Below are 21,978 nucleotides of genomic sequence, written 5' to 3' on the forward strand. Positions count from 1 at the left end.
ACGATATTGTACGCGCAACGTCTCCCGCCCGTCTGACGAGGAAACCACTGTGAGCACACCACCACCGCCTGGAGGGCCCTACCCGCCGCCGCAGCACGGTGTGCCCGGAGGTCCGCCCCCTGTCTACCCCTCCTTCCCGCCAGGAGCGCAGGCTCCGCCGCCCTACCTGCCGCCCCCCGGGCTGCCGGGCGGGCCGCCGCGGCAGAAGGGGAACCCGGCCGCGTTCCTGGTCGTCCTGCTCATGGGCGTGCTGGTTCTCGGGGGTTGCGGGGTCGGCGGCTTCATCCTTCTGTCAGACGACGATGACGACGGCCGAGACAGGACGATTTCCGGGTCCAGGCCGCTGTTCCCGACGTCGGTGCCCACGCCGACGTTCTCGGCGCCGTCGTTCCGCCCGAGCACGCCCTCCGTCCCCCGGAAGCCCGTGGTCGGGCTGTCGTTCTTCGCGAGGTCGGTCTCGACGAGCAGCGGCACGTACCTGCAGTCCAGTTCCTGGGACAAGAGCTGCACGTCCGGCGTCAAGCCGCGGCTGGCCACGCTGAACCGGCAGGAGAACTGCAAGGGCCGCCTGTACGGAGCCATGTACCAGGGACCGAACAAGCGCACCTACGTCCAGATGACGCTCATCCAGTTCCCCGACTCGGCGAGCGCCCGGTCGGTGTCGCGGCGCATCAACAGCTCCACCGCGCCGACCATCCGCGTCGCGTACGGGAACGAGCCCGGCCACTGGTGGTCGAGTTCGTCGGTGGGCGAGTACGTCCTGATCCGGCAGTCGTTCAACAACGCGTCCCGGTACGCCGGTCCCCGGAGCGGTCCGGCGCAGGTCCTCGGCGATGTCCTCATCCGCCGCTTCCAGACGGAGCTGACCAACGTCTACACCTGGTCCAACTGACGCCGGGATCAGCGGCGGGTGTTGCCGATCTTTGAGATGGTGTCGTTGAGCGCCTGAGTGATGAGCTCCATCTGGCGGAGGCTCTGGTTCTGGATCTCCTCGACCTGCTTGCCGAGGGCGGCGGTGTCGACCAGTTCGTCGGCCGGAGCGGCGGCGGCCTTGGTCCGGAGGTCGTCCAGGGCGGCGTTCACCGCGACCACGATCTGCTCGCCGAGCTCCGCCGACGCCAGACGCATGGCGCGTGGATCCATCTCGACGCTCTTGAGCCGCCCGCCGGCCATCACCGTGGCCCGGACCCGGCCGTCAGCGGCCAGCCCGACGCCCTCCATCGACTCGCCGCGCCCGGGCGTGCCCGAGTCGGCGGTACGGGGCGTCGCGGCAGGCTGATCGGCGCTGCCGCCCTTGCGCATCGACTCAAGGGTCTTGCGCGCGTCCGTCAGCATGCGATCCAGATCCGCGCCAGAGAAGTCCGCCACGCCCCCGGTCCTTTCATGATCATGAACAGTCCCTTTAGGGAGAATAACGAGATTCCGGATGGCGGGGGTATGGCGCGGGACGCTGAGCCTGTAATCATCATGGGTTGCGAGTGTCAGCGGCGCAGAGGGGACTCGGGGATACCCAGCGTCTCGTAGGCTTGCGAGAGAGGAAAGGGAGGCAGGTGTCCGACTCGAGCTGGCAGCACGCCGTACTGCGTGAACTTGGCGCGTCCCAACGGGGGCTCGCAACGCTCGAGCCCACGTCAGGGGGCACCGCAGAGAGCGCCTGGGGTGCGGAGGCCGTCGCGCAGGCCACCCCCCAGCCTGCCCAGCCCATGGCCGCGCCGGCGGTGATCCAGGGCACCGGCCAGCCCGACGTGATCCAGGGGACCGGGCAACCTCATGTGATCCAGGGCACCGGGCAGCCGGCGGTCATTCAGGGCACCGGCCAGCCCGACGTGATTCAAGGCACCGGACAACCTGACGTGATCCAGGGCACCGGGCAACCTGACGTGATTCAGGGCACAGGGCCTGCGGTGATTCAGGGCACGGGGCCGGTGCCGCCCGTGGCACCTCCCGCCCCGCCCGTCCCCCAGCCGCATGCCGCCCCGATTCCGCAGCAGGTGCATGCCCCCGAGCCCCAGACCTACGAGCCGCAGACCTACGAGCCGCAGACCTACGAGCCGCAGCCCGAGGCCGAGACCGAGCCCGCCGAGGAGGCGTTGGCCGCGCCGCTCGTCAACGAGGAGTTCAGCTGGGACGCGGCCATCTCCCCGGTCCTGAGCGGTCAGGCGCCAGGTGCGCCCGGTGTCGCGCCGGAGGAGGAGCCCGAGCAGGGGCACTCGAGCGGCTCGTACGAACAGCCCGCCCCTTCGTCCGGTCCCGCCGGCCCGCATGCCGCTCCTGCGGCGAATCCGCAGCACGCCGCGAGCGGCGTGCCCATGGCCGACGAGTTCCTCCGCAGGAACGTCCACGGCGACCCTTTGATGCGCCGGGTCGGGCGTGGCATGCGCAAGGCCGTCGGAGCCTCCGGTTCTGCGGGAGCCAAGACCCAGGCCGAGATCATCGAGCTGTTGCAGCGTCCGGTGTCGAGCTACCGCCAGCTCGCCGTGGCCAGCGTCCGCGGCGGGGCGGGCAAGACCACCATGGCCGCGATGCTGGCGACCCAGCTGGCGCGGCATCGCACCGACCGGGTCCTGGCCATGGACGCCGACGCGGAGCTGGGCTCGTTGCCGCTGCGCCTCGGGGTCCGTTCGGAGCTCTCGCTGTTCGACCTGGCGGCGCAGCAGCCGCGGACCTTCGAAGAGGCCGCGCAGTATCTGATGCGCACGAACGACGGCCTGTGGGTGCTGTCCTCCACCCGGGGCGGCCGCATCGCCGGCGAGTTCAACCTGGAGACCTTCCAGTCCGCGCTCTCCTCACTCGCCCGCTACATCTCCACTGCGGTCATCGACTGTGGCGCGGGCATCCTGACCGAGCTGCACCGGGGCATCCTGTCCACCACGCACGGCCTGGTGCTGGTCACGCCCGGCACGGTCGACGGCGCGCTGAGCGCCCGCGGTGCGCTGGAGTGGTTCGCGAACAGCGGTCAGCAGGCGCTCATGTCCCGTACGGTGATCGCGATGGTGATGCATGCTCCGCAGGTCGGTGCCGACCTCGAACGCGCGACCCAGATGCTCGGCGCCTGGGGGCTGCCGGTCGTCCGGGTGCCGTACGACCGGCACGTGGCGGCGGGGGCGGCGCTCGACCTGTCCAGGATCGGTGAGGCGACGCGGTCGGCCGTCGACCGGGTGGCCTACGAGGCGTTCGGGCGTGCGCTCGGCATGCCGGGGGTGGCCCGGTGAGCTGCGACCTGGTCGTGCTGGCCCGGCGGCAGCCCGACGTGCACGCCGTCATCGACGGCATGGTGGCGCTGGGCGAGGCGGTGCACATTCGTGGCGGCGACCCCAAGCCGACGTTGTTGTTCGACGCCGACCGGCGCCTGCTGGTCTCGATCGAGGACCCGGTGCTCGTGGCGGTGCCGGGCGAGGTCGGGCGGCTGCTCGGTCCCGAGTTCGGCGCCCGCGCCCCGGCGCCGGTGTGGTGGGTCGACGTACGCGTGGTCGCCGACGTGCCGGACGCCGAGCGGGTCGCCCGCAAGTTCGCCGAGGCCCTTGTGCACTGGGTCGGTGGGACGGTCTATCCGGACGGCGCCCCCGAGGCTCAGGTCCGCAGCTGGAAGGCCACCGACCAGCCCACCGGCGGCGCCGCCTCTTACTCCGGCGGAGTGATCCAGAGCTAGCCCGCCGCGGTGCGCGGCTTCACTCGGGGTTGTGGTGGGCGAGGACGCGTGTCAGCAGCGCGACCAGTTGGTCGCGTTCGGCGGGTGACAGTGGCGCGAGCAGGTCGTCCTGGACGCCGGCCAATGCCTTGTCCAGCCGCCGGAACCGCTCGCTCCCGGCGGCCGTGACCGTGACGATGTTGCGGCGCCGGTCCGACGGGTCGGGCGAACGTTCGATGAGCCCGCGGTCGGCGAGGTCGTTGAGCGCCGCCACCACGTCGCTGCGGTCGATCCCGGTGCGGCGGCCCAGCGTCGCCTGGCTGGCGGGCCCGAACTCCTCCAGCGCCGCCAGCAGGCGATAGTGGTAGCCGCGGGAGTCGATGGCGGCGAACGCCTCCGAGAGCAACCGGTGGGCCTGCGCGGACGTCTGGCTGATGAGCCAGGTCGGCAGCTCCATCAACCGCGAGGGCGTCTCATCAGTCATGCGCGACAGTCTATGTTGGTCAAGCCCACGATTAATCGCCGGGGACGCGAAACGGCGCCCGCCGGATGGCGGGCGCCGACTTGGGACATGCCCTAGTTGGACCAGCTGATGACGTTGGCGATCTCGATGCCGAGCTCGCCGGAGGTGTTGTAGACGGTGCCGTTGCGCGCGCCCGCGTCGCTGCCGCTCGCCCAGTAGCCCTGCGAGTAGACGACGAACTGGCCGCGGGTCCAGCTCCGCGTCCAGGAGCTGGGGTTGCGGGTCAGGGTCGGCAGGCCGCTGCCCGAGGGCGGCAGGAGCAGCGTCGGGTCGGCGCCCTCGCTGGTCTCGTCGTTGACGGCGGCGGCGGCCGTCGAGTCGGAGAAGCGCAGGACCGAGACCACGGTGACGACCGTGCGTGACGGGTTGGTGTAGAGCGCGGACTGCATGTCCTGGGTGCAGGAGTTGGCCCGCAGCGCCCTCTGCAGCTCCGCGCCGGCGCGGCTGACGCAGCTGCCGGAGCGGATACCGCCCGCCCGGGTGAAGGTGGTCCCGCCGGCGGTGGTCACCGTGGGCTTGAGGATGGTGCTCAGGTCCTGGGTGGTGGCCGACTGTGAGGCCGTGGGCGTGAGGGCCGAGCTGGACGTCGGCGACAAGGTGATGGGCTCGTTCTCCTTGTCGTCACCACTCAGCACGACGAACGCGCCCGCGGCGACGACGATCACTACGAGGACCGCCCCGATGATCAGCAGCGGGATCAGCGGGCCGCCACCGCTCGGCGGGCGGTGCGGCGGCATCGGCGGCGGGAAACCGCCGGGGCCGGGGCCGTAGGGCGGCGGCTGTCCATAGGGCGGCGGGCCCTGCATGGGGCCTTGCGGAGGAAATCCCGGCTGGCCGGGCGGGGGGTTCTGGCCAGGCCATTCAGGAGGATTCATCGCTGCTCCAGGCCGGTAGTCATGAAATAAGAGTAAAGGTCGGGCAAGACTACCGAGGACCCAGCCTAGGTCACACAGGAGATCGTTCAGGTCACCGTCGTGCAACGTCATTCCGGGCGGCTTACTTATAGGAAACGCTCAGCTCACGTGCAGGCCAGGCTCGGCCAGCGGCCGGGAAAGGCCCTATTCACCGCAGGACGACAAGCGCGTAGAACGGCGCCTTTGGTTCACGCCAAGTGTCGATCTTGATGACCCCTATGGGGCCATGTCCGGATGGTGGACAGGGCCCGTGAGAAGCATCTCCGTAATGGCTTACGCCTTCCCGCTCGAAGCCGCTCTAGCGGGGCTCTACGCCTGGCTGCCTGACTGCAGGTGCTGCATCAGGTGGCGGTGGCGCTGCCAGCCGTCCGGCGAACGGCCGTCGCCCAGCGGGAACAGGGTCAGCGGGGTCCGCGGGGGGCCAACCGCCTGGCCTGGAACGCCGGTCGGACCGGTCACGTTGCCGCTCACCGCGAGGGCCACCGGGGCGGGCGCGCCGGTCCAGCGTGGCTCGGTGGTGAGGTCGGCGCGGCCGGGGGTGAGCTGGACGAAGAGTGAGGACACGGGCTGGTCGGCCGCCATCCCGCCGACCAGCGACGGCAGGTGCTGGAGCGGTGGCGGGTCCTCGGGGGCGTAGCCGACTGTGACAGTGCTCACTTCGGAGACCCCGCCCGCACCGCTCGCGGAGAACTCGCAGATCGCCTGCGCGGCGCGCGGGCCGTCGCCGCCGACGATGAGACGGGCGCTCGAACGGCCCCGCACGTACTCGGTGAACCGGTCGTTCTGCCAGCGGTGCTCCAGCGGCTCCGCCGGGCCCCAGCCCGCCGGGGCCTTGCCGGTCAGCAACTGCAGGAGCCGTTCGACCGGGCCGCCGAGATCGCCTTCGCCGCCGTGCCGCATGCGGTAGACGAGGGTGAGTTGCGCTCCGATCGGCGCGGTCGGCCGGCTGGTGAAGCCGGGCGCGTAGTCGCGGGCCTCGGGCACCGGGGTGAACGCGCCGCCGTCCCATTTCAGTGGACGCCCCGTCAGGCCTTCGTAGTAGCCGTTTCCGTCGCGCACGATCCACTGCACTCCGGTGCCGGCGGCGGCCGTGCGAAGGGGCAGTGACAGCCGCGAGTCGAGCGGTGTGACCAATTGCAGGACGCGTCCGGAATCGGCACTGTCAGCGATGGCTTGGGTCAGCCACGAGTGCAGCGCGACGACAGGCCGGTCCTGCAGTACGACCATGGCCTGATCGGTCATCGCGTCGACGGTGCTCATCCTGCGAACGAGTCTAGTGGGGATCGACTTTGGTGTGATGGCCGTGGCTGGTGTCCCAAGTGTGCTGAAATGTAACCGATGCAGCGATTGGCCGAGCCAGACAACGCGTTCTGGGGTGATGAACCGGCTCCGCACTCGCCGCGGCACCAGTCGCGGCCGCCTTCGCGGGGCCGGGGCTGGCGCGTGCTCGGATGGGTGTCGATCGCGGTGTCGGTGCTCATGGTCATCGGCAGCCTCGGCGCGTACATGACCTGGCGCAGCCTCGACGGGCAGATTGACCGCGAGAACGTGGACGACAAGCTCGGCGACAAACGTCCGGCCAAGCTCAACAACTCGATGAACATCCTGCTGATGGGGTCGGACACCCGGGCCGGCGAGAACGCCCGGTACGGCGCCGAGGGCGGGGAGCGTTCGGACACCACGATCCTCCTGCACATCTCGCCGGGCGGCGAACGCGCCATCGGCATCAGCTTCCCGCGCGACACGATGGTGCAGATGCCGTCGTGCACCAAGCGGGACGGCGGCAAGTCGCCTCCGCAGCTCGCCATGATGAACGCCGCGTACTCCATCGGCGGCCCGGCCTGCACCTGGAAGACGATCGAGGCGACGACCGACATCCGCATCGACCACTACGTCGAGGTGGACTTCTCGGGCTTCAAGCGTGTGGTGGACGCCCTCGACGGCGTCGAGATCTGCGTGCCCAGGGCGATCAACGACCCGAAGGCCGAGCTGGTCCTCAAGAAGGGCCGCCAGACCGTACGCGGCGACCAGGCGCTGGGCTACGTGCGGACCCGAACCGGCGGGCTGGGCGACGGTTCGGACCTGTCGCGCATCCAGCGGCAGCAGGCGTTCATGGCCTCGGTGGTCAAGAAGGCGACCGACAAGGGCATGCTCACCGACCCGGGCAAGGCGTACGGGTTCCTGTCCGCGGCCACCAAGTCCATCAAGGCCGACGACCGGCTGACGCTCTCGGTCATGCAGAAGCTCGCGGGCAGCCTCAAGGGCATGAGCGCGGGCAAGGTCCGGTTCGTCACCGTCCCGGTGCAGGCGTACCCGCAGGACAAGAACCGCGTGCAGTTCAACATGGCGCTGGCCTCGCCCCTCTTCCAGGCGATCAAGCAGGACAACACCCTGCCCGAGCCCGCGCCGCCGCCCGTCCCCGCGCAACAGCCGGGCGCGAAGGTGCCCGTGCGCCCGGTCAAGCCCAGCAAGGTCCAGGTCGCGGTCTACAACGCGACCAAGACCGACGGGCTCGGCCAGCGCACCGCCGAGCAGCTGGAGGAGAAGGGCTTCAAGGTCGCCAAGGTCGGGACGAAGAAGGCGCCCGCCGGCTTCAAGACCCAGATCCTGTACGGGCCGGGCGGTGAACGCCAGGCGGCCGCTCTCGCCGCAGCCCTGCCGGGCCATCCGCCCCGTGCGTACGCGGCCGGCAAACCCGGGCTCGTCTACTTGGTCATCGGCAAGGACGGCGCCGTCATGCCCGGCGCAGGGAGACCTCTCCCCAAGATCGCCGGAGAACTCCGAGCCGACCGCGACGTCTGCGCCCAGACGTGAGGACTCCGATGGCCGGGTGTGGCCGCGAGGGCGCAAGGCCAGCTCGACCAGATGAAAAGCAGATGAAGATACCCGACAAGCAGGGCGGATCCGGCACCCTCACATTCGGCCCACAGGTATCTTGGCGGCACGCAAACCAATAAGAGCACCAATGCGTCATAAGTAGGACAGGTATCACTGGCCCAGCCAGCTCCCCCCAGTGTCGTCCCTCACGAACCGGACCTCTCGGCCCCCGTGAACCCCCGCAGGCGACCCCTCCCGGAAATGGACCGCATGCAGCCCGAACCCTTCGCTCTGCTGATGACCGTGTACGGCGGTGATCGTGAGGAGTACGTGCGGGCGGCGTTCCGAAGTGCGGTGGATGCGCAGGAACTCCGTCCCAACCAAGTGGTGCTGGTCCAGGACGGCCCGGTCTCGCCCGAGCTTGCGGTGTGTCTCAAGGAACTCGTGGTGACCAGCCCGGTCGAGGTGACCTTCCTTCCGCTGGAGGCCAACCGGGGGCTCGGTCCCGCCCTGGACGCCGGTCTCCAGGCCAGCCGCTACGACATCGTGGCCCGCATGGACGCCGACGACGTGGCGATGCCGCACCGGTTCCGGCTCCAGGTGCCCCTGGTCTGGGCCGGAGCGGACCTGGTCGGGGCCGGGCTGCTGGAGTTCGGTGAGGACACCGACGACATCGTCGGCCAGCGCATCCCGCCCAGCGACCCCATGGACATCGCCCGCTATTCGCGGCTGCACGATCCGTTCAACCACCCCACGGTCGTCTACCGGCGCAGCGCGGTGCTCGCGGTGGGCGGTTACGGGGACCTGCCGCTGATGGAGGACTACTGGCTGTTCGTGCGCATGATCGCGAACAGCGCCCGGGTCGTGAACGTCGCCGAGCCGCTGGTCTACTACCGGGTCGGCGCCGGCGCGTACGAGCGTCGCGGGGGCCGCGACCTGCTCCGCTCCGAGCTCCGCCTGCAGCGCGCGATGCGGCGGGAACGGTTCATCACGGCGCCCCAGTACTGGCGCAACGTCCTGGTCCGGGGCGGTTATCGCCTCGTTCCGACGCTCATCCGGCGCCCCTTCTACCGCATGATCGTGGCCCCCTACGGGGCCCGTCGGAACCGTGACCGCAACCGCGAGCTGGCTGTCGCCCATGAGGCGGGCACGGCGCAGCAGTGGCCCGAACAGCCCGCCTACGTTCCACGCCACGCACGAGACCGGTGACAGGTCCCTGACGGCCCCGCGGCCCGGCTACGGCCGCACCGTACCCGTACCTGCGTGGTCCACGCCCGACGGCGCGGACCACGACCGGATCAGGAGCAGCCGGGTCAGGGCACGGGCCGGATCCACAGGACCGGCTGATCGCCCGCCGAGTCGGCCGCGCTGCCGACACCGAGCAGGCGTCCCTTGAACGGGGAGAGCCCGGTGATCTGCTGTTCGCCGTTGCCCCCCAGCCCTTCACCGCCGGGAGTGGTGGCGCTCCACGCGGAACCGTCCGCGGAGGTCCAGGAGACGACGTCAGAGCCGCCGGGACGGCTGATCACTCCGGTGGCGGCGAACCCGTTGGGAGTGGCGGCCAGCGACGTGGTCCGCACCTTGGGGTCTCCGCCCGGGACGGCCAGTTCCCGCCAGGTCTTGCCGCCGTCCGCCGAGACATAGCCCAGCCAGACCAGCCCTTGCGGTGTCGCGGCCAACCCGGCGGCGACGAGCGAGTTGCCGCGGGCGGTGACATGGGTGAGGTGGCCCTCGGTCGCACCGGACTTGGGCAGCGGCAGCTGTTGCAATGCCCACTGCTTGCCATTGGACGAGGTCCACACCGCGGGCACGTTGCCGGTGTCCTTGACGCGGACGCCACCGACGGCGGCATAGCCGAACGTGCCGCTGGCGGCGTCCAGCATCCACTTGCCTTCGGTGGAGCCGGCCTCCAGGGCGTCCGAGGACGCGCTCTTGCCGCGTTCCCAGGTCTTGAGGTCGGCCGAGAACCACGTGGCCGCCGAGGTGCCGTCGGCTCCCACGATCACATAGCCGGGCGTGCCGGACGTGGCCGCGGCGGTGCCGCCGGAGCGGAAGGCCGCTGCCGTGTCGGCGGCCTGCCAGGTGGCCCCGTCCGAGGAGGTCACCACGAGCGGCCTCCGCCCGACGGCCTGGTCGTATCCGACCGCCAGCCACCCGGACTTCCCGCCCGTGACGCCGAGGAGCTGCTGCGGGCCGGGCCGGGTGAAGGCGGCACCGAGGCCCTGGGAAGCCTTCCAGGCGGTACCGTCCCGAGACGTCCAGACGGCGGCGTCCCCGGCCGCGCTGCCCACGGCGACGGCCTGGTCGCCGCCGGCCTCGACGGCGATGACCGAATGGTCGGCCCGCATCGCGCCGGGCACCTTCGACGGATCCATGGCGACCCGGCTGCCGCGCGCGTCCCAGACGCCGAGGAGGGCGTCGACGTCGCCGCTGCCCGGCTCGCGGCCGGCCAGGATCGTCTGGTCGCCCGCGAGCGCGGCGTCCACGACGACACGCTGGGGCTGGGTCTCGGAGAAACCGGCGTCCCGCCACGTGCCGCCGTCCGTGCTCCGGGAGATGAGCACATCGCGGCCCCGGACGACGAGCGCCGCGTAGCCGCGCTCGTCGGCCATCACCTGCGAGACGCGGCGGTAGCCGGGCGTCTCCAGCTTGCCGCCCTCGGTCCAGGACCGGCCGTCCTTGGAGGTGAAGGCCTGCCCGTACGACTTGTCGCCGTCCTTGATCTCACGCATGGCCAGGAAGCCGGCGGCGCCACCCCCGATCATGAGACCGCGGCTCTTCTTGGGCACGGGCACCGGGGAGTTGGCCCAGGTGCGTCCGCCGTCCTCCGAGAGCCAGACCCTCCGGAAGGCGGCGCGCTTCTTGGGGTCGGGGGTGTGCACGGCCTCCAGCAGGATCGTCTTCCCGCTGGCGGCGGCGGTGACGAGCGACAGCTTGCCCTTCTGGATCTCCAGGCCCATCTGCTCGCCGGCCCGGGCCTCCCAGCGCTGGGCGTCGGCCGACGACCAGATCACGGGCTCGGCGTCGCTGAAGTCGCCCTTCGCGGAGCTGTCGCCGAGAGCGAAGAAGCCCTCGGTCGTCGCGACGACCCGGCGCACCCGCTGGTTGGCTGCGAAGACGTCGCCGACCGCATCGGGAAGCCTGCGCCAGGTCTGCCCGTTCTCGCTGGTCCAGACGACGCCGCCGCCCGGCCGCGTGCCGATCGCCACCCAGCCGCGGGCGGAGCCGCCCACGGCCACGGGAACCTCGCCCGGACCGGGCTCGGCCCTGCCCTCGCCGCGCAGCTCGGCCTGCCTGAACGTGCGGCCGCCGTCCCCGGAGACGAGGAAGAGGCCACGGGAGCGCTGAGCGTCCGACTCACCGCCCACGGCGACGGTCGTGGTGCCCACCGAGGCGACACTGGTGATCTCTTGGTCGCGGCCGTCGGTGCGGGCGGCGGAGTCGACGGGGAAGACCTTGCCGGCGAGCGTGGCCCCGGTGCCGCCTTCGGCGTCGTCACCGCCCCCGCTCAGCACCACGAAACCGCCGGCGGCCAGCACCGCGGCGGCGGCGAGACCGCCGAGGCCGATGAACAGCGGCTTCTTGCTGCGCGAAGACGTGCGCTGCTTGGACTTCTTCTTCTTGCCCGTGGAGGGGGTGCGCCACGGCTCGTCGATCGTGGGTGGCGGGGCGATCGGCGCGGGCGGCGAGGTCTGCGCGGGTCCCCCCTGGCTTCCCGGAGTCCCGGGGATCTCCTGGGCGTAGGGGAACGGCGGGGGAGCCGCCGCCGGAGCCGGATTCGCGGGCTGTCCCGGGATCTCCTGCGCGTAAGGGAAGGGCTCGGGGGCCGGCGGGGAGGCGGGAGCGGGCGCGGGCGGGTTTCCCGGGATTTCCTGTGCGTAGGGGAACGGCACGGGAGGTGCCGGCTGCGCTGAAGGGATCTCCTGCGCGTAGGGGAAGGGAGGCGGCGGGGGAGAGGCGTGCTGCTGCTCCCGCGGCGGTGCGGGCTGCTGGCCCGCTGGTCCCTCGACCTCAGTGTCCGGGGCGCCGCCGGTCACCGGAGGTCGACTGAACGCCGTGCCGTCGACCATGGTGGCCTCCGGCGAAGGCGTCCTGGGGGCCGGAGACTGAGGCGAGGGAGGCTGAGGCGACGGCGGCTGAGGCGACGGCGCGGGCGACGCGGGGCCGGGTGACCCTATGAACGCCGTGCGCTCGGCGTCGCTCGACGGCGCCGCGGTCTGCCCGCCTTGGGATCCCTGGCCGCTCTGAGATCCCTGGCCGCCCTGGGTGAAGACCTGGGTGCGCATTGCGTCGTTGGCGTCGATGTTGCTGACCGTCTTGTCCTGGGAGCCCTCGGCCGGGGCGCCCTTGCCCTGGGGATCCTGCGGCGGCGGGCCGGAATCCGGCAATGGCGGGAGAGGTTCTGGGAGCAGGGGCGCTCCGGAGGGCTGCTGGTCCTCCTCAAGCCACTGCGGCGGGGGCGGAGCCGACGGCTGATCGGGAGACTCAGCCCGAGTCTGCTCGGCGCCCGGCTCTTCGTCCGGAGTCCTGGGTGAAGTCACGCCCGTCTCCTGTGCTCGCCATTCCGTCGCCTTGGATCATAGCGACGCATTCGGGATGAAAATCCCTCGTCAGACGTCCGCTTGGAGCCGCTGGTTCATCCAGCCCAGCAGACCGGGGGTCAGACGGCGGAACGTGTTGTAGTTGTGGCCGCCGACGTCCGGGAAGAGGGTGTCGACCCGCAGTGGCGGCTTGGCCAGTGCGAGGAACCGCTGGGCCTGAGAATAGCCCTCCTCGACCTTGCTGGAGGCGAGGAGGACAGAGGTCGGCGGCGGCGGGAGATGCTCCAGCCGCCAGATGAGGTCGTTGTCGTTGCGGACCAGATCGCTGCCACCGTAGAGGTCCCCGGTCGTCGGGTCCTTGAGGGCCTTGAGGTAGCCGCCGAGGGAGGCGCCTGCGGCGAAGCGGTCGGAGTGCAGCATCGCCAGCTTGACGCTGCAGTAGCCGCCGGCCGACTGCCCCATCACGCCCCAGCCGCGAGCGTCCCGCGCCAGCCGGTAGGTGTTCGAGAGAGCCTGGGGCACGTCCTGGCTGAAGAACGTCTCGGCCTGCGGACCGCTCGGCACGTCGGTGCACTGGGTGTCCCGGGGCGGCGCGACCATCGTCCTGGTGATCACGTACACCATCGGCTGGAGGGCGCCGCTCTTGATGTCCCGCGCGGCGAGCTTGACCATCTCCTGCCGCTCGATGATCCCCCGGGGGTCGCCCGGGTAGCCCGCGAGCACCAGCGACACGGGGAAGCGGCGGTTGCGGAACGCCGGCTGGAAGTACTGCGGCGGCAGGTAGACGAAGGCCTTGACCTGGAGGCCGGTGCGCTCTCCCCGGATCGTGGTCTGCTCCAGGACGCCGTCCTTGGCGGGGTCGCGGAGCCCCGACTCGGCCGACAGCGGCGAGATCGAGCGGGGCAGCGGCCGCCCGGCCAGGCCACCGGCGCCCGAGCGGCCGCCCTTGACGCCGACGTCGCCGCCGCCGGTGCCGAGCAGGTCGCTCCAGCTGCCGTAGAAGATGAAGTAGGAGTTCATGGCGGTGGCCAGCGCGATCACGATGGCGACCTGGCAGCCGAAGAGCAGGCCGGCGCGCAGGCAGAGCCGCTTGATCCCCCCTCCGACGATCTTGGGAAGCACCCACAGCGTCACCGCGAGGACGACGACGGCGAGCAGCCCGGACAGGACGACCAACCACGTGCTGGTGAGCTGCATTTACCGGCTCCGGCTCGCGGCGGCGCAGGTGGGACCCGCGCACTGCGTCAGGGCGTAGAGCAACGCGGACAGCTGTTGCTGTTTCGGCCCCGGAAGGGTGCGAGCACCGTTTTGCAGCGCGTAAGGATCCTTCAACAAGTCGTAGTACTCCCGCTCGCCGTCCACGTACTCCACGTAGAGCTCGGTCTTGGTTCGCAGCGCGTTGTAGGTCGGCGGTGTGCCCGGCCCGGAGTCCTGGCGGTCAGGGTCTTGGGCCGACGGGGCGGGCCTCACATGCTCGACGAGCGCCACATCGCGCCAGCCGGGGGGATCGCCGCCGCGGAGGAAGGGCACCAGCGACCGGCCGTCGGTCGTGCTGGGGGGCCTGACGCCGGCGAGCTCCAGGAAGGTGGGAGCCAGGTCGGTGTTCTGGGCGAGCGCGTCGGTCGTACGGTTGGCCGGCACCCCCGGACCGGTGACGATGTACGGGACCTTGATGTCGCTGTCGAACGCGGTCATCTTGCCGCCCGCCAGCCGGTGTTCCCCCATGTGGAAGCCGTTGTCGGAGCCGAAGATGAGATAGGTGTCACGATCCAGCCCCTTGGCGGCGAGGGTCTGCTGGATCCGGCCGACCATCTCGTCCACGGCCTGCACCATGCGGACCCTGTCGCGGAAGCCGTCGTCGATGGCGCGCAGGCCGGGCTGGCGCAACCTGGGACGGGAACGCAGCCATGAGGGCTTGTCGGAGGTGTCCAGCTCGTTGAATCCGGGCGGTCTCGGCGCCTTCAGACCGGGGAACGCCTGAGCGTGACGGGGCGCCGGGATGAACGGTCCGTGCGGCGCGAACGTGGACACCTGAAGGAAGAACGGTTTGCCGTCGGTGCCGGACCGCTGGATGAAGTCGACGCTCTTGTTGGTGAGGACGTCGGTGAGATAGTCGGCGGGACGGCTGCCGTACGACACCAGCTTGCCGTTCTCGTTCAGGTTGTAGTCGTACTCGGGGTAGCCGTTGCCCGCGACCGCCCACTCCGTCCAGCCCGGCGGCACGTAGGGCGCCGCGCCGCCCTGGGTGTCCGCGGGCTGGTAGCCGTTCATGTACTTGCCCATGAGCCCCGTGCGGTAGCCGGCCTTCTGGAGGGCCGGGCCGTAGGAGCCCTGTTCGCCACCGCGTGCCTTGAAGACGCCGTAGCCGCCGTCCGGGGGGAAGTTGGTGCGTACCCCGGTGTTGTGCGGGTACTGACCCGTGAACATGGTCGCCCGCGAGGTGCAGCAGAGGGAGTCGGCGACGAAGAAGTTCGAGAACGTGGTGCCGAGTTGCTGCATGCCCTTGACGCGCGGCATGTGCGCGATGAGGTTCCAGGAGAGGTCGTCGGTGAGGACGAAGACGACGTTCGGCTTCTTGACGGTGGCGGGCTTCGCCCGCTTGCCGGTTCCCTTGCCGCCGCTGCCCGCGCAGGCGCTCACACCCAGGCCGAGAGCAAGCACGATCACCATCGCAGCGCCGATGCCGGCGAACGACGATGCCCGCGGACGGATCCCCCAGAACCGCCGATATCGGGTCAACGTCCGCCTCTCCTTTGTCTAGGGTTCGATCAGTAACGATAGCCAGCCGAGTAGCGATTCGCGCATTCGATGCCCGTTGGCCACCGATGTCGGTTGTTGGCATCATTCACAATCAACGGGGTGGGCCGGCATGCGAGGGGGACATCGTTGGACCTGCGAGCAGGCAGACCATGGGCGCCGCTGCTCGGGGGCGCCGCCATCACCACCGTGGTCGCACTGATCATCACGCTCGCCGGTTCCTGCGGTCCGGATTCGCCGAAGCGGCAGGCGAAACCCTCCCCGCGAACGTCGGCGCCCGCCTCCCCGCCCGCCCCCGCGCCGCCCGTCCCGAGCCCGGCGAGCACGCCGGTGCCGTTCGTCGCTCCCGGCTATTCGCCGCTCAAGCCGGTGATCGGCGACAACTTCGCCGATCCGGCTGTGATCAAGGTCGGCGCGACGTACTACGCGTACGGCACCAACAACGGTGACGCCTCGATGCCCGTCGCCACCGCTCCGTCGCCCACCGGGCCATGGATCAAGGCACCGGCCGACGGTCTCGCGCAACTGCCGTCCTGGGCCGACGCCGGGTGGACGTGGGCACCCGAGGTGGTGCCGCCGCAACCCGGGAGCCGCACCTACCTCCTCTACTTCTCGGCCCGCCGTAAAGGCGAGGACGCGCAGTGCATCGGGGTGGCGACGGCGGTCTCGCCCGCGGGCCCGTTCGTCCCCGTCGCGGGAGACCCCCTGGTGTGCCCGCTCGACCTCGGCGGCGCCATCGACCCCGCCTCCCACATTGACGCCGACGGGACGCGCTATCTCCTCTACAAGACCGACGCCCGCGAGTCCGCCGCCATCTACCTGATGAGGCTGACGCCGGACGGACTCCGCCCGGCGGAGACCGCCAAGCGCATCCTGGGCCGCGGCAAGGACGAACCGGTGCTGGTGGAAGCTCCCGATCTCGTACGCCGTGGTGGCAAGTACGTGCTGCTCTATTCCGCCGGGTGGTACTTCAAGTCCAACTACCAGACCCGGTACGCGGTCGCGTCGTCGATCAACGGGCCGTACGAGAAGGCGGGCCGGGTGGTGCAGTCCACCGGTGCGTACGGCGGCAAGATCGAGGGACCCGGCAGCGCGGACGTGCTCAGCGACGAGAGCGGCGATCATCTGGTCTTCCACGGCATCCAGGACTACCTCGGCGGCTCGAAGGTGAACCGGGGGATGTACGTGACGCCGCTGGCCTGGGACGGGACGCGGCCCGTCATCCGCGGGATCGCGGCGCGTTACGAGGCGGAGCGCGCCCGGCTGAACGGCTGCGCGTCGACGTTCAAGCGCCCCCGGGCCTCCGGTGACAAGGCGATCGGCCCGTTCGACCGCGATGGCTGCCTGGTGGAGGTGCCGGTCTTCGTGGCGGGCACCGGGAGCTATTCCGTCAAGATCGGTTATGCGAACCGGTCGGGCAACGCGTCCCGGTTCGAGCTCACGGCGAACGGAGCCGGCCCCCGGACCGTGCGGCTGCGCGAGTCAGGCGGGGACGACTGGCCTTCCACCACCGCGGAGGTGCAGTTGAAGCCCGGCTGGAACACCCTCGGCCTGCGACGGCTGGACGGCCGGGGCCAGATCGACTATCTGGAGGTTCGTTAGGTGGCCCGTCCGACCGGTGCGTTCGCTTCCCGGTAGGGTCCCGTCCGTTCATAGAGCGTCAGAAGGCCGCCCCAGTACTTCCACTGGCCCGCGACCCGCCATGGCCCGCTGGCCATGACGACCTCTTGCCGCCGCATCACCGTCTCCGCGTGCTCGGGGAGGAGCGAGCGGGAGCCCATCACCCAGACCCGGTTCAACCGGACGAGCCCGGGCCGCATCTCACGCGGCAGGCGATCCCGCCCCTTGATGTTGCCGGCGCGCACCGGGCCCTCGCGCAAGCTGATGTCCTTCAACCGGCCGAACGCGTCGGGGTAGGCGAGCGCGCCCCACCGTACGACCCCGGCGAGGTACACGATGCCGTCGCCGTCCCGGGCGTTCGCACGGACGATGTCGGCGGCGGCCCGCAGGTCGTCCAACCGGCTGTCCTGCCGCCGTTCGGCCAGGTGCGCCGGTACCGAAAGCCCTGCCAGCAGGCCCGTGGCGGTCACCACCGCAAGTGGCCCGACCGCCTTCGCCGGACGTGCGAGCGTGGCGAGGCGGGCCAGCGCGACCCCGGCCAGCAGCGCCAGACCGGGCAGGCAGAAGAACACGTAACGGAACATGAACATGGGTTCGGCCAGCGCCGACACGATGAGGAGCAGCGCGGGCGGCAGGATCAGCCATGGCACTGCGACGGCGGTGAGCGGAAGAGCGCCCCGTCCCTGGCGACCGACGACCGCGCCGAGGACCGCGAGAGCCAGCATGGGCGCCACGAGCCACGTGTCACCGGCCAGGAACTCCAGGAGCTTCCAGATCATCCGTCCGGACGGCGCGGGCAGCCAGTTCACCTGGTTCGACTGGGTCTGCGCGAAGAGTGCGAAGGGCACCAGCGCCACCGTCGCCGCGCCCGCGCTCATCAGCCAGCTCCGCCAGAGCCCGGCCATGCGTGCACGGGCCAGCCACAACGTCACGAGGTGGGCCGGTAGCAGGAGAACGGCGTCGAGATTGAGCAGCCCCACCACCACGATCGTCAGCCCGTACGCGGTGAACCATCGTCCTCGCCGCTCGGCTCCTTCTTCCGTGGCCCGGACGAGCAGATAGGTGGCGAGCACGGCGACGGCGGCCACCATGGCGTACGAACGCGCCTCGTGGGCGTGCCTGGAGACGGCGACGTTCCCCGCGAACACGAGCCCCGCCAACAGCCCGGCCAACGGTCCCGAGCAGCGCCGCCCGATGCCCACGACTCCCGCCGTGGCCGCCGCGATCGCCAGCACGCTCGGCAGCCGCAGCGCCGACTCTCCCGTCCCGAACAGCACGACCCAGGGCCGCATGATCAGGTAGTAGAGGGCGTGCACCAGGTCGAGATTGTCGAAGACCCGGAACATGTCCGGCATCGGACGGCCGCTCACGGTCACCGTCGCCGCCTCGTCCAGCCAGTACGAGGGCCCGTTGATCCCGGCCACGCCGAGGACGAGCGCGAGGGCGACGGGCCCCACAGGCAGCAGCCAGGAGCGGGACCGTCCCCGGGCCTCGGCGCTTTCGGCGTCGCCTCCGCCCTCGCTGTCGCCGGCCGAAGGGCCGGCCAAGGTCGGGTTGTCAGGTGCGAGGCTCTCCGCGCTCATCAGGTCTTGTCGGTCCTCTGCGGGGTGTCCACTCCGATTTCACTGAGGAGCGCCGCTGTGGGGCGAGGACGCGTCAGCAAGCCGTCCCTCACCCCGCGGAGCATCGCGCGACGGAGCACGGAACGGTCCGTGGCCCCGACGAAGGTACGCGACCAGCGCCTTAGCGTGGATCCGGCGTACAGGGCGCGCTCGGGAGGCGCGAGCCCCGGGCTGCCGGTGAACAGCCAGATCTTGTTGCGCACCTCGTAGAAGAATCGTTCGCCCGGATCAGCGTCCGCGCCCCCGAAACCCTTGGTCTTGTGCACCACGACGCTGTCGTCACAGAGCAGTCCACGGCGGCCGCGCAGCAGCCGGGTGGTGAACTCGAAGTCGTCATTCCACAGGAAGTAGTCCGCGACCGGCAGCCCGCGCCGTCTGACCACCGCCGCGTCCACCAGCACGGAGACGAACGACGCCGAGCGGATCGGCACACAGCCCGCGGCACGGGCGATCTCCCATTCGGCGGCGGTGGCGCGCGGCTTGGGCCGGGGGGTGTTCATCGGATGGGCACGGCCGTCGGTCCATACGACCCGGCTGGCCACCAGGGTCGGCGGCCCGTCCTCGCCGGCCCCGGCCTCCCGGGCGGCCAGCAGGGCCTGGAGGGCTCCGGGCTCGGGAACGGTGTCGTCGTCCAGCAGCCAGAGCAGGTCCATGCCGGCGTCGAGGGCTCGCGCGATGCCCGCGGCGAACCCGCCCGCGCCTCCCACGTTGCGCGGCAGCTCCAGCAGTTCGACATCCGGGAACCGATCGCGGATGAGCGCGGCCGTGCCGTCCGACGACGCGTTGTCGACCACGATGAACCGGTCCGGGACGCGAGTCTGGTCTCGGAGCGCCGCCAGGGCCTCGTCGAGCAGCTCGCGCCGGTTATAGGTCACCACCACCGCGGCCACGGACTCCCTGCGCGGCTGCGCGGCCCCGCCGCCCGCGCTCATGGGGCTCGCCGGCCGGCGGCGCGGCGGGCGGCCCGCTGCAGAGCGGGCGAGGGGGCGGCGGCTGTCTCGATCAACCGGTCGAGGTTCTCCTGAACCCCCGCCAGCTGGCTGTTCAGATGTGCGAGTCCGATGCGCGCGTGCCCGTCGGAGAGCCGTTCCAGCAGATGCGCGACCACACCGATGAACGCCGTCGCGATGAGCTCGTCCGGCAGGTCCTCCGGTTGCCGCGCCGGTTCGGGTCGCGGTGAGGTCACGAGCTCGTCCAGGTCTCCCACCACCTGGTAACCGCCGGCGCGCAGCGCGCCGGTGAGCTGCCGGGTGCGCTCGGCGGCCCAGTCCGCGTGCCTTGCCGGCAGGCCCATGGCGAGATGTCCGACCGCGTCCGCACCGTCGGCCAGGCCGTGCCCGACGAGATACTGGCGGACCATGCGCTTGTGGTCGGTGCCGAGCAGGGGGGCGATCTTCGTGTTGAGGCGGCGGAGGATCTCCGCCTCGGTCGCCGACAGGGGTTCGTCCTCCGGCGTCGCCGAGACGTCGAAGGCCCCCGCCTCGATGCCGGTCAGGGCGCAGAACCGTTCCCACACCAGGTCCGGGCCCGCACTGTCGCCGGGCGGCGGCAGGGTGATCACGTGGATGCGGTCGCTCGGAACGGCGGTCTCCCACACCTGCAGGACCCGTTCCGGGTCATGCAGTCCCCAGAACAGCTCGCCATAGGGCTTGGGTGCCTTGATGCCGCGTTCGACCAGGTCGTCGACGAAGCTCTCAAAGGTGATCGTGTGTCCGTGCCGGAGATGCTCCTGCCAGTCCACGATCAGCTGCCACCCCAGGTGCCGGGTCATGTAGACCACGTGCACCTTGGCCGGTTCGAGGTCCGCCACGGCGCGCTTGACCTGCTGCTCCGTCGCGCCGCCCAGCAACCCCTGCGAGAAGATCACCGTGTGCCCGTCCCAGTCCCGGGCGCGCTGGGCCATCCTGTCCCAGGCGCCGTCCCAGGCGGGATCCCGGCGGCCTCCCCAGGCCATCTCGCGCAGGTCCATCACGGCGCCGAAGTGCTCCAGCGGACCGGCGACCGGGTAGCAGACCCCGGCGTCGCCGAGCCTCAGCCTGTTGTCCCACAGCGTCTGCTGCAGGAAGGCCGTGCCGGTGGCCGGGGCGCCGACATGCAGATAGACGGTCTTGACGGCCTGATCACCGGCATGACCGGAGCGAGGCACGTTCATCTGTGCGTTCCCCTCGTGTTCGATTGGGGGGCGGAGCCGCCGGTCTTGGCCTGGTCGGTCTTCGTCCGGCCCGCTTTGGCCTGGATGCGCTGATAGGCGCCGCGCAACTGCCGAACCGCGGGATAGCGCTCGGTCACGTTCTGCGCGGCCCGCCTTGTCAGTGGGCTGGCGTCGTGGGCCATGTCGCCAGTGATCTCGAGCAGGGCCGCGGTGTCCCGCTGGAGCGACTCGATCCACTCACGGAGCTCGATCTCCGCGCCCGGGACCCGGGCGGCACGTTTCTCCTGGGCCTGGATGCGCTGCAGCAGGGCCGCGATCGCGTCGGCGCCGACGTCGGCCATATCGGCCCACTGGGGTTCGTCAGGGTGGGGGGCGGGCGCCGGTGCCGGCGAGGGCATCGGGATGAGGTCGTACAGATCTCCCTGCACGTCGTAGCCCGCCGCCCGCAGGTCCTCGACCGTCTCGATGGCCCGCTCGGTGGCCCATGGGAGGTACTCGGCAGGCAGCTCGATCTTGATCGGTGACGGCCGCCTGATCAGGGCCTCCTGGGCGAGGAACAGCTTGACCTCGTCGTTGTAGACGTGCCAGTCGACCCGGTTCTCGTCGAGGGTGATGTTGATCTCCCGGAGGAACTGGGTCTCCGCCAGCCCGAGCGAGGGATTGGAGAACGAGCCGGACAGGTCGCAGTCGTCGGGGGAGATGCCGACGGCCGCGCTGAAACGCTGCCAGAGCAGATCGCGGGGCGCGCCCGGGCGGGGGAGTGTGACCACGTGGACCCGTTCGGGCGGAAGGTCCGCGCCCCATCGGGCCAGCACGGCCACCGGGTCCTGCAGACCCCAGAAGAGCCGCGCCACCTCGTAGCTACGCCAGTCCTGCCGCCGGATCGACGAGATGAACTCGTCGAACGAGGTCGTGAACCGGTTCTTGACATCCTCCTGCCAGTGAGCAGGGATCTGGCGACCCAGGTCACGTGCGGTGAACACCACATGAACGTCCGCGAAGTCGAGATCGGCCAGTGCGCGCCGGACGTAGGCGGCTCGGGTCGGCGCAAAGAGCTCCTGAGAGATGATCACAGTGCCCGGCCAGTCACGGGCCTCGGCCACCAGTTCGCCCCAGGCGCCCTTGACGGTGGGGTCCGATGCGCCACGGAAGAACGTGTTGCGCAGATCGAACGCGGCCCTGACGTGGGCGGCGAAGTCCTTACCCGGGTAGAGGACCCCGGCGTCGGCCAGCCGATGGCGGTTGTGCCAGAGAACCTGCTGCAGGTAGGTGGTCCCGCTCTTGGCCGCCCCCACATGCATGTAGACCACTGGACGTGTGGGCCGCGGCGCGCCGCCGGGAGGGGTTGAGGCCACGGAGATCCTTGAGTCCTGCACCTGTATCGAACGAACCCCGGGTATCTTA

General features: G+C 70.7%; 17 protein-coding genes. 6 read left to right on the top strand and 11 right to left on the bottom strand.

Features of this window, described 5'->3' with window-relative positions; all coding sequences use genetic code 11:
• Positions 1–49: 49 nt before the first annotated feature.
• Positions 50–892 (top strand): hypothetical protein, encoded by an 843-nt coding sequence (locus tag F8566_RS18315; protein ID WP_151561471.1) that lies wholly within the window; start codon positions 50–52, stop codon positions 890–892.
• Between the two features lie 8 nt (positions 893–900).
• On the opposite strand, the gene F8566_RS18320 is transcribed toward F8566_RS18315, so the two are convergent.
• The gene (locus F8566_RS18320; protein ID WP_225993294.1) at positions 901–1,368 is read right to left on the bottom strand and encodes a YbaB/EbfC family nucleoid-associated protein; all 468 of its coding nucleotides are present in this window, start codon (positions 1,366–1,368) and stop codon (positions 901–903) included.
• A gap of 182 nt (positions 1,369–1,550) precedes the next feature.
• Between F8566_RS18320 and F8566_RS18325 the strand changes: the two genes are divergently transcribed.
• Complete coding sequence (locus F8566_RS18325; RefSeq protein WP_151561472.1) at positions 1,551–3,212, top strand: MinD/ParA family ATP-binding protein; 1,662 nt, start codon at positions 1,551–1,553, stop codon at positions 3,210–3,212.
• Complete coding sequence (locus tag F8566_RS18330; RefSeq protein ID WP_151561473.1) at positions 3,209–3,649, top strand: hypothetical protein; 441 nt, start codon at positions 3,209–3,211, stop codon at positions 3,647–3,649. Before F8566_RS18325 ends, F8566_RS18330 begins: the two co-directional genes overlap by 4 nt.
• Positions 3,650–3,668: 19 nt before the next feature.
• On the opposite strand, the gene F8566_RS18335 is transcribed toward F8566_RS18330, so the two are convergent.
• The 3 genes from F8566_RS18335 to F8566_RS18345 form a co-directional block, all read right to left on the bottom strand.
• Entirely contained in the window at positions 3,669–4,112 is a 444-nt protein-coding gene (locus F8566_RS18335) for a MarR family winged helix-turn-helix transcriptional regulator (protein ID WP_151561474.1), read from the bottom strand.
• A 92-nt stretch (positions 4,113–4,204) separates the two neighbouring features.
• On the bottom strand, positions 4,205–5,026 hold the full coding sequence (locus tag F8566_RS18340) for a hypothetical protein (RefSeq protein WP_151561475.1): 822 nt from the start codon (positions 5,024–5,026) through the stop codon (positions 4,205–4,207).
• 348 nt (positions 5,027–5,374) lie between these two features.
• On the bottom strand, positions 5,375–6,325 hold the full coding sequence (locus tag F8566_RS18345; RefSeq protein ID WP_225993295.1) for a DUF6177 family protein: 951 nt from the start codon (positions 6,323–6,325) through the stop codon (positions 5,375–5,377).
• A 78-nt stretch (positions 6,326–6,403) separates the two neighbouring features.
• Here F8566_RS18345 and F8566_RS18350 point away from each other — a divergent pair, with 78 nt between their 5' ends.
• Positions 6,404–7,879: an LCP family protein gene (locus F8566_RS18350; RefSeq protein ID WP_151561476.1), complete on the top strand. Its 1,476-nt coding sequence runs from the start codon at positions 6,404–6,406 to the stop codon at positions 7,877–7,879.
• Positions 7,880–8,152: 273 nt separating this feature from the next.
• Positions 8,153–9,091 carry a glycosyltransferase gene (locus tag F8566_RS18355; protein WP_151561477.1) on the top strand — a complete coding sequence of 313 codons (939 nt, stop codon included), beginning with the start codon at positions 8,153–8,155 and terminating at the stop codon, positions 9,089–9,091.
• A 104-nt stretch (positions 9,092–9,195) separates the two neighbouring features.
• Here F8566_RS18355 and F8566_RS49905 read toward each other — a convergent pair whose 3' ends face one another.
• The 3 genes from F8566_RS49905 to F8566_RS18370 form a co-directional block, all read right to left on the bottom strand.
• On the bottom strand, positions 9,196–12,423 hold the full coding sequence (locus F8566_RS49905) for a sialidase family protein (RefSeq protein WP_192809732.1): 3,228 nt from the start codon (positions 12,421–12,423) through the stop codon (positions 9,196–9,198).
• 69 nt (positions 12,424–12,492) lie between these two features.
• The gene (locus F8566_RS18365) at positions 12,493–13,620 is read right to left on the bottom strand and encodes an alpha/beta hydrolase (RefSeq protein WP_151561478.1); all 1,128 of its coding nucleotides are present in this window, start codon (positions 13,618–13,620) and stop codon (positions 12,493–12,495) included.
• Complete coding sequence (locus F8566_RS18370) at positions 13,621–15,162, bottom strand: sulfatase family protein (RefSeq protein ID WP_151561479.1); 1,542 nt, start codon at positions 15,160–15,162, stop codon at positions 13,621–13,623.
• 147 nt (positions 15,163–15,309) lie between these two features.
• Between F8566_RS18370 and F8566_RS18375 the strand changes: the two genes are divergently transcribed.
• Positions 15,310–16,782: a family 43 glycosylhydrolase gene (locus F8566_RS18375; RefSeq protein WP_151561480.1), complete on the top strand. Its 1,473-nt coding sequence runs from the start codon at positions 15,310–15,312 to the stop codon at positions 16,780–16,782.
• On the opposite strand, the gene F8566_RS18380 is transcribed toward F8566_RS18375, so the two are convergent.
• Genes F8566_RS18380 through F8566_RS18395 form a run of 4 tightly spaced genes read right to left on the bottom strand, consistent with a single transcriptional unit; the run spans position 16,779 to position 21,929 of the window.
• Positions 16,779–18,383: a glycosyltransferase family 39 protein gene (locus F8566_RS18380; protein WP_151561481.1), complete on the bottom strand. Its 1,605-nt coding sequence runs from the start codon at positions 18,381–18,383 to the stop codon at positions 16,779–16,781. The genes F8566_RS18375 and F8566_RS18380 overlap by 4 nt on opposite strands.
• Positions 18,383–19,354, bottom strand: a complete 972-nt coding sequence (locus F8566_RS18385; protein ID WP_151561482.1) for a glycosyltransferase — start codon at positions 19,352–19,354, stop codon at positions 18,383–18,385. Before F8566_RS18385 ends, F8566_RS18380 begins: the two co-directional genes overlap by 1 nt.
• A complete protein-coding gene (locus F8566_RS18390; RefSeq protein WP_151561483.1) occupies positions 19,351–20,574 on the bottom strand; it encodes a hypothetical protein in 1,224 nt (407 codons plus the stop codon). Before F8566_RS18390 ends, F8566_RS18385 begins: the two co-directional genes overlap by 4 nt.
• Positions 20,571–21,929, bottom strand: coding sequence for a hypothetical protein (locus F8566_RS18395; protein WP_151561484.1), 1,359 nt, complete (start codon positions 21,927–21,929; stop codon positions 20,571–20,573). Before F8566_RS18395 ends, F8566_RS18390 begins: the two co-directional genes overlap by 4 nt.
• Positions 21,930–21,978: the final 49 nt, after the last annotated feature.

The organism is Actinomadura rudentiformis, assembly GCF_008923185.1.
GTDB lineage: Bacteria > Actinomycetota > Actinomycetes > Streptosporangiales > Streptosporangiaceae > Spirillospora > Spirillospora rudentiformis.